The 14452-nt window shown below is 48.2% G+C and carries 11 protein-coding genes and 1 other annotated feature; all 11 genes read left to right on the forward strand.

Translation table 11 applies throughout. The annotated features are described in order from the left end of the window. The first annotated feature begins 272 nt into the window (after positions 1 to 272). Entirely contained in the window at positions 273 to 698 is a 426-nt protein-coding gene (gene rplK / locus NSS95_RS00220; RefSeq protein WP_014096513.1) for a 50S ribosomal protein L11, read from the forward strand. A gap of 107 nt (positions 699 to 805) precedes the next feature. Beyond that, the gene (gene rplA / locus NSS95_RS00225) at positions 806 to 1507 is read left to right on the forward strand and encodes a 50S ribosomal protein L1 (protein WP_035182961.1); all 702 of its coding nucleotides are present in this window, start codon (positions 806 to 808) and stop codon (positions 1505 to 1507) included. Positions 1508 to 1553: 46 nt separating this feature from the next. Beyond that, positions 1554 to 1700 (forward strand) — a sequence feature (ribosomal protein L10 leader region). Positions 1701 to 1735: 35 nt separating this feature from the next. Beyond that, on the forward strand, positions 1736 to 2236 hold the full coding sequence (rplJ, locus tag NSS95_RS00230) for a 50S ribosomal protein L10 (RefSeq protein ID WP_014096510.1): 501 nt from the start codon (positions 1736 to 1738) through the stop codon (positions 2234 to 2236). A 48-nt stretch (positions 2237 to 2284) separates the two neighbouring features. Next, a complete protein-coding gene (gene rplL / locus NSS95_RS00235; RefSeq protein WP_014096509.1) occupies positions 2285 to 2650 on the forward strand; it encodes a 50S ribosomal protein L7/L12 in 366 nt (121 codons plus the stop codon). Between the two features lie 88 nt (positions 2651 to 2738). Then, positions 2739 to 3341, forward strand: coding sequence for a class I SAM-dependent methyltransferase (locus tag NSS95_RS00240; RefSeq protein ID WP_026684120.1), 603 nt, complete (start codon positions 2739 to 2741; stop codon positions 3339 to 3341). Positions 3342 to 3577: 236 nt separating this feature from the next. Then, positions 3578 to 7138 (forward strand): DNA-directed RNA polymerase subunit beta, encoded by a 3561-nt coding sequence (gene rpoB, locus NSS95_RS00245; RefSeq protein ID WP_014096507.1) that lies wholly within the window; start codon positions 3578 to 3580, stop codon positions 7136 to 7138. Between the two features lie 136 nt (positions 7139 to 7274). Beyond that, the gene (gene rpoC, locus NSS95_RS00250) at positions 7275 to 10868 is read left to right on the forward strand and encodes a DNA-directed RNA polymerase subunit beta' (RefSeq protein WP_035182958.1); all 3594 of its coding nucleotides are present in this window, start codon (positions 7275 to 7277) and stop codon (positions 10866 to 10868) included. A 158-nt stretch (positions 10869 to 11026) separates the two neighbouring features. Then, positions 11027 to 11275, forward strand: a complete 249-nt coding sequence (locus tag NSS95_RS00255) for a 50S ribosomal protein L7ae-like protein (protein WP_014096505.1) — start codon at positions 11027 to 11029, stop codon at positions 11273 to 11275. Between the two features lie 96 nt (positions 11276 to 11371). Beyond that, positions 11372 to 11791 carry a 30S ribosomal protein S12 gene (gene rpsL / locus NSS95_RS00260; protein ID WP_014096504.1) on the forward strand — a complete coding sequence of 140 codons (420 nt, stop codon included), beginning with the start codon at positions 11372 to 11374 and terminating at the stop codon, positions 11789 to 11791. Between the two features lie 36 nt (positions 11792 to 11827). Then, the gene (gene rpsG, locus NSS95_RS00265) at positions 11828 to 12298 is read left to right on the forward strand and encodes a 30S ribosomal protein S7 (protein WP_013858074.1); all 471 of its coding nucleotides are present in this window, start codon (positions 11828 to 11830) and stop codon (positions 12296 to 12298) included. A gap of 49 nt (positions 12299 to 12347) precedes the next feature. Beyond that, on the forward strand, positions 12348 to 14426 hold the full coding sequence (gene fusA, locus NSS95_RS00270) for an elongation factor G (protein WP_026684118.1): 2079 nt from the start codon (positions 12348 to 12350) through the stop codon (positions 14424 to 14426). Positions 14427 to 14452 lie beyond the last annotated feature (26 nt).

The raw sequence follows: 14452 nt of genomic DNA on the forward strand, positions 1-14452 counted from the left end.
CACAAAGAACAGACACAATGCAATCACATGATCTTATGATACACTCGTGACGCGGGTCATGAGATGAATTGGCTTCGGATATGGCTTGTCTTTTTAGCTTGTCCATTGTCCGGCTAACCGCAAGAACTTGCGGGGATAGCCTGCGAAGATAACGAAGCATGTTTCGTTGTCTGCAGGAAGCTCGCGGCTTCAGCCGTGAGGGGTTCAATCAAACAGATGAGTGGGAGGGCTCAGCCCTGTTACCACATCACGGACTTAAGGAGGTGTGTCTCGTGGCTAAAAAAGTAGTAAAAATTGTTAAATTGCAGATTCCTGCCGGTAAAGCAAACCCTGCACCACCAGTTGGTCCTGCACTGGGCCAGGCCGGCGTCAATATTATGGGATTTTGTAAAGAATTTAACGCTCGTACTGCAGATCAGGCAGGCTTGATTATACCTGTTGAAATCACGGTGTTTGAAGACCGTTCATTTACATTCATCACAAAAACCCCGCCAGCTGCAGTTTTGCTGAAAAAAGCAGCCGGCATTGAATCAGGTTCAGGTGAGCCGAACCGTACAAAAGTGGCAACTGTGAAGCGTGACAAGGTGCGTGAAATCGCAGAAACAAAAATGCCTGACTTAAATGCGGCAAGTGTTGAAGCGGCAATGCGTATGGTGGAAGGCACGGCGCGCAGCATGGGGATTACGATCGAAGACTGATTCATGCAGTACTAGTTCTGTCCAACGGGGTTGCGATGCGATACTGGCTCGCAACCTTTTTCGTGGGAGGTTATTCCGTTAAAACCACATTCGAGGAGGAAATACAAATGGCGAAAAAAGGAAAAAAATATGTTGACGCTTTGAAACTCGTTGACCGTTCCAAAGCTTACCCGGTTCAGGAAGCCATTGAACTGGTGAAAAAAACAAGTTTTACAAAATTTGATGCAACCGTTGAAGTTGCATTCCGCCTCGGCGTTGACCCGAAAAAAGCGGACCAGCAAATCCGCGGTGCCGTCGTGCTTCCAAACGGAACAGGGAAAACCCAGCGCGTGCTTGTTTTTGCAAAAGGCGAAAAAGCAAAAGAAGCGGAAGCAGCCGGTGCGGATTATGTCGGCGATACAGACTACGTCAACAAAATCCAGCAGGGCTGGTTTGATTTTGATGTCATCGTGGCAACGCCGGATATGATGGGCGAAGTTGGTAAACTCGGACGCATCCTTGGGCCGAGAGGGTTAATGCCGAACCCGAAAACCGGCACGGTAACATTTGATGTGACCAAAGCGGTTCAGGACATTAAAGCCGGTAAAGTCGAATATCGTGTTGACAAAGCGGGCAATGTCCATGCTCCGATCGGGAAAGCCTCTTTTGAACCGGAAAAGCTGGCTGAAAACCTGACGACATTGTTTGACACATTGATGAAAGCAAAACCATCAGCTGCAAAAGGCACTTACATGAAGAATGTTTCTGTCACATCGACCATGGGGCCTGGCATCAAAGTGGACCCGTCTTCTTTTGCGGTAGCAAAATAATCATTTGACATGCTGCATATCGGCTGATATAATGAAAAACGGCTTTGAAAAGTAAACATTTGTACCGTAGACAGCAGGTGCCGAAGGGCTTAATTTCCTGCCGAGGTAATGCGTATAAATCCGGGGGTGCCTTAGGCCCTCCGCATGCATGAAACCTCCATGTCTCGGGATATGGAGGTTTTGTTTTGGTATAAATGTTCATCAAGAATATCTGTAGGAGGTGTCAAGATGGGCAGTGTAATTGAACAAAAGAAACAACTGGTGGAAGAAATCACCGATAAATTCAAATCAAGTACAGCTGTTGTGGTTGTCGATTACCGCGGCTTAAACGTGGCTGAAGTAACTGAACTGCGTAAACAGCTGCGCGAAGCAGGCGTTGAATTCAAAGTGTACAAAAACACGATGACGCGCCGTGCTGTAGAAGCAGCCGGGTTGGATGGATTAAACAGCGTGATGACCGGCCCGAATGCGATCGCATTCAGTACGGAAGACGTGGTTGCACCTGCGAGAATCCTGAATGATTTCGCAAAAGACCACGAAGCTTTGGAAATCAAAGCGGGTGTCATTGAAGGCAATGTTGCAACCGTTGATGAAATCAAAGCACTCGCAACGCTTCCTTCACGCGAAGGCCTGCTTTCCATGCTTCTCAGCGTACTGCAGGCGCCGATCCGCAACTTTGCTCTTGCTGCAAAAGCAGTCGCAGATCAAAAAGAAGAACAAAGCGCATAAGTTTTACGAAATATACTTTGAAAAAATATCTTGTAGGAGGATATGAAAATGACGAAAGAAGAAATCATCTCTGCTGTCAAAGAAATGACAGTGCTTGAATTGAACGATCTTGTGAAAGCCATTGAAGAAGAATTTGGCGTAACCGCTGCTGCACCGGTTGCTGTTGCTGGCGGCGCTGCAGGCGGGGAAGCTGCTGCAGAAAAAACGGAATTTGATGTTGTGCTGACTGAAGTAGGCGCACAAAAAATCAAAGTCATCAAAGTTGTCCGCGAAATCACTGGCCTTGGCCTTAAAGAAGCAAAAGAACTCGTTGACAATGCTCCAAAACCGCTTAAAGAAGGCGTATCGAAAGAAGAAGCCGAAGAACTTAAAGCGAAACTTGAAGAAGTTGGAGCCGGCGTAGAAGTGAAGTAAGACCCTTTTTAAAGTAAAAGCCCGCATTTGGCGGGCTTTTTTCAACATCTCTTCTTCCTGAATCCTCCAAGAAAGAGTGGGACTTTTCATGGCTGAACATTACTACTCGCAAAACCCTGAAGCAAAGCATCAACCGATAGATTTCACCTTTACATTGAGAGGCCATACCTTTCATTTTCAAACAGACCAAGGGGTTTTTTCAAAAAAAGAAGTCGACTTCGGCTCCCGCGTTTTGCTTGATCTGGTGACCATGCCTGAAACGGAAGGGCCGGTCCTTGATATGGGTTGCGGTTACGGACCGATCGGCCTTGCGCTTGCAACATCTTTTCCCGGCCGCCATGTGCATATGGTGGATATTAATACAAGAGCGGTCGAGCTGGCGGAGAAAAATGCTGCCCGGAACCATATTTCAAATGTTTCCATATACGAAAGCAATCTTTTTGAAAAAGTGAAAAGCGGCCCGTTTGCCCTGATTGCTACGAATCCCCCGATCCGCGCCGGAAAGCAGATCGTGCACCGGATTTTTGAAGAAAGCTACCAATATCTCGCAAAAAACGGGGAACTTTGGGTGGTCATCCGGAAAAAGCAGGGCGCCCCTTCTGCCAGGAAAAAATTAGAAAGCATATTTGATGAAGTGGATTGTGTTGGAAAAGAAAAAGGATATTTTGTTTTTAAAGCCAAAAAAATTTGACTCCCGATTTCATATATGTTAAAATCATAAAATGCCAATAGATTAAGGTTCTTTATGCAATTTAAGCTATATTTGTCAAGTATATATTTTGGATGAATTGGAAAATACTTATAAAATCATAAGCTCGTCATGCGATATGTGGTTTTTTCATAAAAAACCCTTTTTCTTTTTGCCTTAGCTTTATTGTTGTTTGACGAAAGATGCAAACAAAACGCTTGATTTGAGGGGTGAATCAGTTGTCACATCAACTAGTTCAGTATGGACGGCACCGCCAGCGCAGAAGTTACGCGCGCATCAAAGAAATTTTAGAGCTGCCAAACCTTATCGAAATTCAAACCGCATCTTACCAATGGTTCCTTGACGAAGGTTTGCGTGAAATGTTCCAGGACATCTCTCCAATCGAGGATTTTGCCGGAAACCTGTCGCTGGAGTTTATTGACTACAGCCTCGGCGAACCGAAATATTCCATCGACGAATGCAAAGAGCGCGATGTAACATACGCTGCTCCGCTTCGTGTAAAGGTGCGCCTTGTCAATAAGGAAACAGGTGAAGTAAAAGACCAGGACGTGTTCATGGGCGATTTCCCGTTAATGACCGAAACGGGGACTTTCATCATTAATGGCGCAGAACGTGTTATTGTATCCCAGCTTGTCCGTTCCCCTAGTGTTTATTTTAACAGCAAAATGGACAAAAACGGGAAATACGGCTACACCGCAACGGTCATTCCGAACCGCGGCGCCTGGCTTGAATATGAAACAGATGCGAAAGATGTGGCCTACGTCCGCATCGACCGCACAAGAAAGCTGCCGATCACGGTTCTCCTCAGGGCGCTCGGTTTCGGCTCTGACCAGGAAATTATTGATCTGATCGGTGATAATGAGTACTTAAGAAATACGCTTGAAAAAGATAATACTGAAAGCACGGAAAAAGCGCTTCTTGAAATATATGAACGCCTCCGTCCGGGCGAACCCCCGACCGTTGAAAATGCAAAAAGCCTGCTGATTTCGCGTTTCTTTGATCCAAAACGCTATGATCTGGCCAATGTCGGTCGTTACAAAATGAATAAAAAGCTTCACCTGAAATTCCGGCTGTTCGGGCAACGGCTGGCTGAATCAATCGCAGACCCTGAAACCGGCGAAATCATCGCGGAGGAAGGAACCGTTTTAGACCGGCGTACGCTTGATAAAATTGTGCCTTTTCTCGAAAAAGGCCTGAAGTTTGAAACGTACAGCCAGACTGGCGGCGTTGTTGATGATGATGTTACTTTGCAGTCCATCAAAATTTATGCCCCGATTGACGATAACGAAAAAGTCATCAATGTAATCGGAAATGCTTATGTTGATGAAAGCATTAAACATATTACACCTGCGGATATTGTGGCTTCCATTAGCTACTTCTTTAATTTGCTGCATGGCGTCGGCAATACGGATGATATCGACCACCTCGGTAACCGCCGTTTACGGTCTGTCGGCGAATTGCTGCAAAACCAGTTCCGTATCGGTCTTTCCCGGATGGAACGCGTTGTTCGTGAAAGAATGTCGATCCAGGACATTAACACCATTACGCCGCAGCAGCTGATCAATATCCGTCCGGTCATTGCGGCCATTAAAGAATTTTTCGGCAGTTCGCAGCTGTCCCAGTTCATGGACCAGACAAACCCGCTTGCGGAACTGACCCATAAACGCCGGCTGTCGGCACTCGGCCCGGGCGGTTTGACCCGTGAGCGCGCCGGGATGGAAGTGCGTGACGTGCACTATTCCCACTACGGCCGCATGTGCCCGATTGAAACGCCTGAAGGCCCGAACATCGGCTTGATTAACTCTTTATCAACCTATGCAAAAGTGAACCGTTTTGGCTTTATTGAAACGCCTTACCGCAGGGTTGATCCGGATACAGGGCGTGTTACGGAGCATATTGATTATTTAACGGCTGATGAAGAAGACAATTATGTCGTCGCACAGGCGAACGCACAGCTGGATGAAAACGGCTTTTTCGTTGACGATGAAGTATATGCGCGTTTCCGCGGTGAAAACATTGTTGTCAAAACAGACCGCGTTGATTATATGGACGTTTCGCCGAAGCAGGTTGTATCGGCTGCAACGGCATGTATTCCGTTCCTTGAAAACGACGACTCGAACCGTGCCCTGATGGGTGCAAACATGCAGCGCCAGGCTGTTCCGCTTATGAACCCGCAAGCGCCGATTGTCGGCACCGGGATGGAATATGTCAATGCGAAGGACTCCGGCGCAGCACTTATCTGCAAACATGACGGTATTGTCGAACATGTGGAAGCCAGGGAAATCTGGGTGCGCCGCGTCATCGATGTCGATGGCCAGGAAGTAAAAGGCGACCTTGACAAATACCGCCTGCAAAAATTCAAACGTTCCAACAATGGCATGTGCATTAACCAGCGCCCGATTGTGAAAAAAGGCGACCGTGTGGTAAAAGGCGAAATTTTAGCGGATGGCCAGTCAATGGACCACGGCGAACTTGCCCTTGGCCAGAACGTGCTCGTTGCTTTTATGACATGGGAAGGCTATAACTATGAAGATGCCATTATTATGAGCGAAAAACTTGTAAAAGAAGATGTGTATACTTCTATCCATATTGAAGAATACGAATCTGAAGCGCGCGATACAAAACTCGGGCCGGAAGAAATGACCCGTGACATCCCGAACGTCGGGGAAGATGCTTTGAAAAACCTTGACGAACGTGGGATTGTCCGGATCGGTGCCGAAGTAAAAGACGGCGATCTGCTTGTCGGAAAAGTCACCCCGAAAGGCGTTACGGAACTGACAGCGGAAGAACGGCTGCTCCACGCGATTTTCGGTGAAAAAGCGCGCGAAGTCAGGGATACATCGCTTCGCGTTCCGCACGGCGGCGGCGGCATCGTGCTCGACGTCAAAGTGTTTACACGTGAAGCCGGGGATGAACTCCCGCCTGGCGTGAACCAGCTTGTCCGCGTCTATATTGTACAGAAACGGAAAATCCACCAGGGCGACAAAATGGCCGGGCGCCACGGGAACAAAGGGGTTATCTCCCGGATTCTTCCGGAAGAAGATATGCCTTTCCTCCCGGATGGTACACCTGTCCAGATCATGTTGAACCCGCTCGGCGTGCCTTCCCGGATGAATATCGGCCAGGTGCTTGAACTTCACCTTGGCATGGCGGCCAAAAAACTTGGCCTCCACGTGGCGACGCCTGTATTCGACGGCGCGCGCGAAGAAGATGTATGGGAAACGATTGAAGAAGCCGGCATGGCACGCGATGCAAAAACGGTTCTTTATGACGGCCGCACCGGTGAGCCTTTCGACAACCGTGTGTCTGTCGGGATTATGTATATGATCAAGCTCGCCCACATGGTTGATGATAAACTGCATGCCCGCTCAACAGGCCCTTACTCGCTTGTCACCCAGCAGCCGCTCGGCGGTAAAGCGCAGTTCGGCGGCCAACGGTTTGGCGAAATGGAAGTATGGGCGCTTGAAGCCTATGGCGCAGCCTATACGCTCCAGGAAATCCTGACCGTTAAATCGGACGATGTTGTCGGACGTGTGAAAACTTATGAAGCGATCGTCAAAGGGGAAAACGTCCCTGAACCGGGTGTCCCGGAATCGTTCAAAGTGCTGATTAAAGAACTTCAAAGTTTGGGACTTGACGTGAAGATTCTTTCCGGCGACGACGAGGAAATTGAAATGCGTGATCTCGAAGACGACGATGACCTGAATCAGGCCGATACGCTGAATATTGCGCCTGAGACAAAAGAAGAACCGGAAGGAATCGGGGCATCCAAAGACTAATCGTTTATGTTGCTGGGAACAAACAGAGGCTTTTGCCCGGATTGTATGCCTTCGTACAATCCGGCTTCTGTTTCTGTTTCTTCTGCGTGTGTGTGTTTTAAGGTATGAACCTAAAGACGAAAGGGAGGCTGGCCCCTTGCTGGATGTAAATAATTTTGAGTACATGAAAATCGGTCTTGCTTCACCGGATAAAATCCGATCCTGGTCGTACGGTGAAGTCAAAAAACCGGAAACAATCAACTATCGGACGTTAAAACCTGAAAAAGACGGGCTTTTTTGTGAACGGATTTTCGGACCGACGAAAGACTGGGAATGCCATTGCGGAAAATATAAACGCGTCCGTTACAAAGGCGTGGTTTGTGACCGCTGCGGCGTGGAAGTAACAAGATCAAAAGTGCGCCGGGAAAGAATGGGACATATTGAACTTGCCGCCCCTGTTTCGCATATTTGGTACTTCAAAGGGATTCCAAGCCGCATGGGCCTTGTCCTTGACATGTCCCCGCGTGCCCTGGAAGAAGTCATTTACTTCGCATCTTACGTTGTCACGGAAGCAGGCGACACTTCTTTGGAAAAGAAACAGCTTCTTTCCGAAAAAGAATACCGTGCTTACCGTGAAAAATACGGCAATAAATTCCAGGCAGGCATGGGTGCGGAAGCCATTAAAAAGTTGCTCCAAGATGTAGATGTCAACAAAGAATGCGAAATGCTGAAAGAAGAGCTGAAAGTTGCCCAGGGGCAGCGCCGTACACGCGCCATCAAACGCCTTGAAGTACTGGAAGCTTTCCGTAATTCCGGCAATAAACCGGAATGGATGGTGCTGGACGTTCTCCCGGTCATTCCGCCTGAACTGCGGCCAATGGTACAACTGGAAGGCGGCCGCTTTGCGACATCCGACTTAAATGATCTGTACCGCCGTGTGATCAACCGGAATAACCGCCTGAAACGCCTGCTTGATCTTGGCGCGCCAAGCATCATTGTCCAAAATGAAAAACGGATGCTGCAGGAAGCCGTTGATGCTCTGATTGACAACGGCCGCCGTGGACGTCCGGTAACCGGCCCGGGGAACCGCCCGTTAAAATCGCTTTCCCATATGCTGAAAGGGAAACAGGGTCGTTTCCGTCAAAACCTGCTCGGGAAACGGGTTGACTATTCCGGCCGTTCCGTTATTGTTGTCGGCCCGAACCTGAAAATGTATCAATGCGGCCTGCCGCGCGAAATGGCGATCGAACTGTTCAAGCCGTTCGTAATGAAAGAACTGGTTGAAAAAGGCCTCGCCCATAATATTAAAAGTGCAAAACGGAAAATTGAACGTTTGCAGCCTGAAATTTGGGATGTCCTTGAAGAAGTCATTAAAGAACACCCTGTCCTGTTGAACCGTGCGCCTACTTTGCACAGGCTCGGGATCCAGGCGTTTGAACCGACGCTTGTGGAAGGCCGTGCGATCCGTCTTCATCCGCTCGTATGTACGGCTTACAACGCGGACTTTGACGGCGACCAAATGGCGGTTCACGTTCCGTTATCCGCCGAAGCACAGGCGGAAGCACGCATGCTGATGCTTGCCGCACAAAATATTTTGAACCCGAAAGACGGGAAACCGGTTGTTACCCCGTCCCAGGACATGGTACTTGGCAACTACTACTTAACGCTTGAACGTGAAGATGCAGTCGGTGAAGGATCTGTCTTCAAAGATGTAAACGAAGTGTACACGGCTTATTACAACGGCTACGTGCATTTCCATACGAGAATTGCCATTTATGCCGGATCGCTGAACAATCCGACGTTTACGGAAGAGCAAAACAAGAAGCTGCTGATTACCACCGTCGGGAAAGTGATCTTCAATGAAATTTTGCCGGAGAGCTTCCCGTATATTAATGAACCGACGACAACAAATCTTGAAGAAAAAACGCCGGATAAATACTTTGTTGATCCTTCGATTGACGTAAAAGCGCATATTAAAGAACAGCCGTTAATTCGCCCGTTTGTAAAGGGCTTCCTTGGCAGCATCATTGCCGAGGTGTTCAAACGGTTCAAGATTACGGAAACATCCAAGATGCTTGACCGCTTAAAAGATCTTGGCTTCCATTATTCGACCAAAGCTGGTATTACCGTTGGTGTTGCGGATATCGTCGTTTTAGGCGAGAAAGAAAAAATTCTTTCGGATGCCCAGAAAAAAGTCGATACAGTCATGAAACAGTTCCGCCGCGGTTTAATTACAGAAGACGAACGCTATGATCGTGTTATTTCGATCTGGAGCGGGGCTAAAGATACGATCCAGGGCAAACTGATGGAATCGCTCGATAAACGGAACCCGATTTTTATGATGAGTGACTCGGGGGCCCGGGGTAACGCGTCGAACTTTACACAGCTTGCCGGTATGCGCGGTTTGATGGCCAACCCGGCCGGCCGGATTATTGAATTGCCGATTAAATCGAGCTTCCGTGAAGGCTTAACTGTGCAAGAGTACTTTATTTCGACACACGGTGCCCGTAAAGGCCTTGCTGATACAGCCCTTAAGACGGCAGACTCGGGTTATCTGACACGCCGGCTTGTTGATGTGGCGCAGGATGTTATCATTCGTGAAGACGACTGTGGCACAGACCGCGGGCTTTTGATCAGTGCGTTGAAAGAAGGAAATGAAATCATTGAATCGCTTGAAGAACGGTTAACCGGCCGTTATTCAAGAAAAACGATCAAGCATCCCGAAACAGGCAAAGTCATCATTGAGGAAAACGGCTTTATTACTGAAGATATCGCGAAAGAAATTGTCGATGCCGGCTATGAAAAAGTCTGGATCCGTTCGGCCTTCACTTGCAACACCCGCCATGGTGTATGTAAAAAATGCTACGGCCGCAACCTTGCCACCGGCCAAGAAGTGGAAGTCGGCGAAGCAGTCGGGATTATTGCCGCCCAATCGATCGGCGAACCTGGTACACAGCTGACGATGCGTACATTCCATACAGGCGGTGTTGCCGGGGATGACATTACACAAGGTCTTCCGCGTATTCAGGAATTGTTTGAAGCTCGGAACCCGAAAGGCCAGGCTGTTATTTCCGAAGTGGAAGGTGTTGTCACTTCCATCAGCGAAGGGCGCGACCGTCAATATGAAATTGTCATTCAGGGCGCTGTCGAAACGCGCACTTATACAGCCCCTTATACTTCCCGCTTGAAAGTGGCGGTAGATGACCACGTCGTGCGCGGGCAGGAACTGACGGAAGGTTCCATTGACCCGAAAGACCTGTTGCGTGTCACGGACGTCACAACCGTACAGGAATACTTGCTCCGTGAAGTACAGAAAGTTTACCGGATGCAAGGGGTGGAAATTGGCGACAAACATATTGAAGTGATGGTCCGCCAAATGCTGAGAAAAGTAAGGGTGCTCGATGCCGGCGATACGGATGTCCTGCCGGGAACATTGCTTGATATCCATCAGTTCGGTGAAGCGAATGAAAAGGCGCTCAAGGAAGGCAACCGCCCTGCAACAGGCCGTCCTGTTCTGCTCGGGATTACAAAAGCTTCCCTGGAAACCGATTCGTTCTTATCGGCAGCCTCCTTCCAGGAAACGACCCGCGTGTTAACCGATGCGGCGATCAAAGGGAAACGCGATGAACTGCTCGGCTTGAAAGAAAACGTCATTATCGGGAAACTTGTTCCTGCAGGGACGGGCATGACCCGCTACCGCAAAACGGTTCCTGAACTGGTGAAAAAGGAAGAAGAAGTGCCGGCTGAATAATCGGCGGCAGCACCGGCAAAAACCGGTGCTGCACCTTTTTCTGTTTTTTAGCAAAAAACCATGGCCTTTTTTACACAGGATGTTGACTTTGGATTTTCAAAGTGATAATATATTCAAGGTGCTCCTATGAATACCTGTATACTTTGGAGGATATTGCGATGTCTTATGAAAAAGTAAATCAGGCGAAAAGAATTGTTGTAGGGACAAAACAAACAGCGAAAGCGATAAAGTCCGGAAATGTGGATGAACTGCTCGTTGCCAGAGATGCTGATCCGAATATTACGGGCAAAGTCATTTCCGTTGCCGAACAATTCAATGTGCCGGTTACGTATGCCGAGTCGAAAAAACAACTTGGAAAAGTGTGCGGCATTGAAGTCGGAGCTGCAGCTGTTGCACTTATTTATTAAACACTTTTTGCGGGAGAAACCGCAAAAATTTGTTTTTGCCATTAAATGAACCACCTGGATGTGTGGACTTAAATTGTTCGAAGGGAGGAAAAACAGATGCCTACTATTAACCAATTGGTGCGCAAACCTCGTAAATCAAAAATCGAGAAATCTAAGTCACCTGCGCTGAATAAAGGCTATAACAGTTTCAAAAAAATCAATACCGATCTTTCTTCACCCCAAAAACGCGGTGTATGTACGCGTGTTGGGACGATGACGCCGAAGAAACCGAACTCGGCGCTTCGTAAATATGCCCGTGTCCGTTTAACAAACGGGATTGAAGTAACGGCTTATATTCCTGGTATCGGCCATAACCTGCAGGAACACAGCGTTGTTTTAATCCGCGGTGGACGTGTAAAAGACCTGCCTGGTGTACGTTACCACATCGTGCGCGGCGCACTTGACACTGCCGGTGTTGACAACCGGAAACAAGGCCGTTCCAAATACGGGACGAAAAAACCGAAAGAAAAGAAATAATAAGAACGATAACCATACTTGAAAGGAGGATCATTTATGCCACGTAAAGGACCTGTCGCAAAACGCGACGTATTACCGGATCCGATTTACAATTCGAAACTGGTCACACGTTTAATCAACAAAATGATGATCGACGGCAAGAGAGGGAAAGCCCAGACGATCCTGTATTCTTCCTTTGATATTATTCGTGAACGCACTGGCAAAGATCCAATGGAAGTTTTTGACCAGGCATTAAAAAACATTATGCCTGTACTTGAAGTAAGAGCTCGCCGTGTCGGCGGTGCAAACTATCAGGTGCCGGTTGAGGTGCGCCCGGAACGCCGGACAACTTTAGGGCTTCGCTGGCTGGTCAATTATGCCCGCCTCCGCGGAGAAAAAACAATGGAAGAACGACTGGCGAACGAAATCATGGATGCGGCCAACAATACAGGCGCTGCCGTGAAAAAACGCGAAGATACGCATAAAATGGCGGAAGCAAACAGAGCGTTCGCGCATTATCGCTGGTAATATTCCGATACTCCTACATTACACCTATTAAGGAAGGAGAAAGTACGAGATGCCAAGAGAGTTCTCCTTAGAAAAGACTCGTAACATCGGTATCATGGCGCATATCGATGCCGGTAAAACTACAACAACCGAGCGCATCCTTTATTATACCGGCCGTATTCATAAAATCGGCGAAACGCATGAAGGTGCGTCTCAAATGGACTGGATGGAGCAGGAACAGGAGCGCGGGATTACGATTACTTCCGCTGCTACTACAGCACAATGGAATGACCACCGCATCAACATCATTGACACCCCGGGACACGTGGACTTTACCGTTGAAGTTGAACGCTCCCTTCGTGTCCTTGACGGTGCGGTTGCTGTCCTCGATGCCCAGTCCGGCGTTGAGCCTCAGACCGAAACCGTTTGGCGCCAGGCAACGACTTACGGTGTACCACGGATTGTATTCGTCAATAAGATGGATAAAATCGGGGCTGATTTCTTATATTCTGTCAGCACCCTGCATGATCGTCTGCAGGCAAATGCGCATCCGGTCCAATTGCCGATCGGTGCCGAAGACAACTTTGTAGGGATCATTGACCTTATTGAAATGAACGCTACTTTCTACGGTGATGATCTCGGCACGAAAATTGAAGTACGCGAAATTCCGGATGAGTACCGTGACCAGGCGGAAGAATATCATGAAAAACTGCTTGAAGCAGTTGCTGAAGTTGATGAAGATATTATGGAAAAATATCTTGGCGGAGAAGAGATTTCAAAAGAAGAACTGAAAGCTGCGATCCGCAAAGCAACCTGTAATGTTGAATTCTTCCCGGTACTGTGCGGCTCGGCATTTAAAAACAAAGGTGTCCAATTAATGTTGGATGCGGTTGTTGACTATTTGCCTGCGCCGACGGATGTTCCTTCCATCAAGGGGACGCTTCCGGATACAGGGGAAGAAGTATTCAGGCATTCCAGCGATGATGAGCCATTTGCGGCTTTGGCCTTCAAAGTCATGACAGACCCGTTCGTTGGTAAACTGACATTCTTCCGTGTTTATTCAGGTACATTAAGCGCCGGTTCTTATGTCAAAAACTCGACAAAGGACAAACGCGAACGCATCGGGCGTATTTTGCAGATGCACGCAAACCACCGGAAAGAAATTGACAAGGTTTATGCCGGAGATATTGCTGCTGCTGTCGGTTTAAAAGACACGACAACAGGCGACACGCTTTGCGACGATAACAATCCGGTCATCCTTGAATCGATGGAATTTCCAGAACCGGTTATCCAGCTGTCGGTTGAACCAAAATCGAAGGCCGACCAGGATAAAATGACGACTGCGCTGCAAAAACTGCAGGAAGAAGACCCGACTTTCCGTGCCCATACGGATCCGGAAACAGGACAAACGATCATCGAAGGAATGGGTGAGCTTCACCTCGATATCATCGTCGACCGGATGAAACGCGAATTTAAAGTCGAAGCCAATATCGGTGCGCCACAAGTTGCATATCGTGAAACATTCCGCAAATCGGCACAAGTCCAAGGTAAGTTCGTACGCCAGTCTGGCGGCCGCGGGCAATACGGGGATGTGTGGATTGAATTTTCACCAAACGAAGAAGGAAAAGGCTTTGAGTTTGAAAATGCGATTGTCGGCGGTGTCGTTCCGCGCGAATACATTCCGGCGATTCAATCCGGTCTTGAAGATGCCATGCAGCGCGGTGTAATTGCCGGTTATCCGCTCGTTGACATTAAGGCAAAACTGTATGACGGTTCTTACCACGATGTTGACTCGAGTGAAATGGCGTTTAAAGTGGCTGCTTCCCTTGCATTAAGGAATGCAGCATCCAAATGTGATCCGGTCCTGCTCGAACCTGTGATGAAAGTGGAAATCGTCATTCCGGAAGAATATCTCGGCGACATCATGGGACAAGTTACAGCCCGCCGCGGTCGTGTAGAAGGAATGGAAGCACGCGGAAATGCCCAGGTTGTCCGTGCCATGGTTCCATTGTCCGAAATGTTCGGTTACGCAACAGCACTTCGTTCCAGCACGCAAGGACGCGGTGTCTTCACTATGACATTTGATCATTATGAAGAAGTCCCGAAGTCTATTGCGGAAGAGATCATCAAAAAAAATAAAGGCGAATAATTGATTTCTTGCCTTCAATGAAGTAT

Origin of the sequence: Weizmannia sp. FSL K6-3076, assembly GCF_038007245.1 — a bacterium.
Classification (GTDB): Bacteria; Bacillota; Bacilli; order Bacillales; family Bacillaceae_C; genus Weizmannia; species Weizmannia faecalis.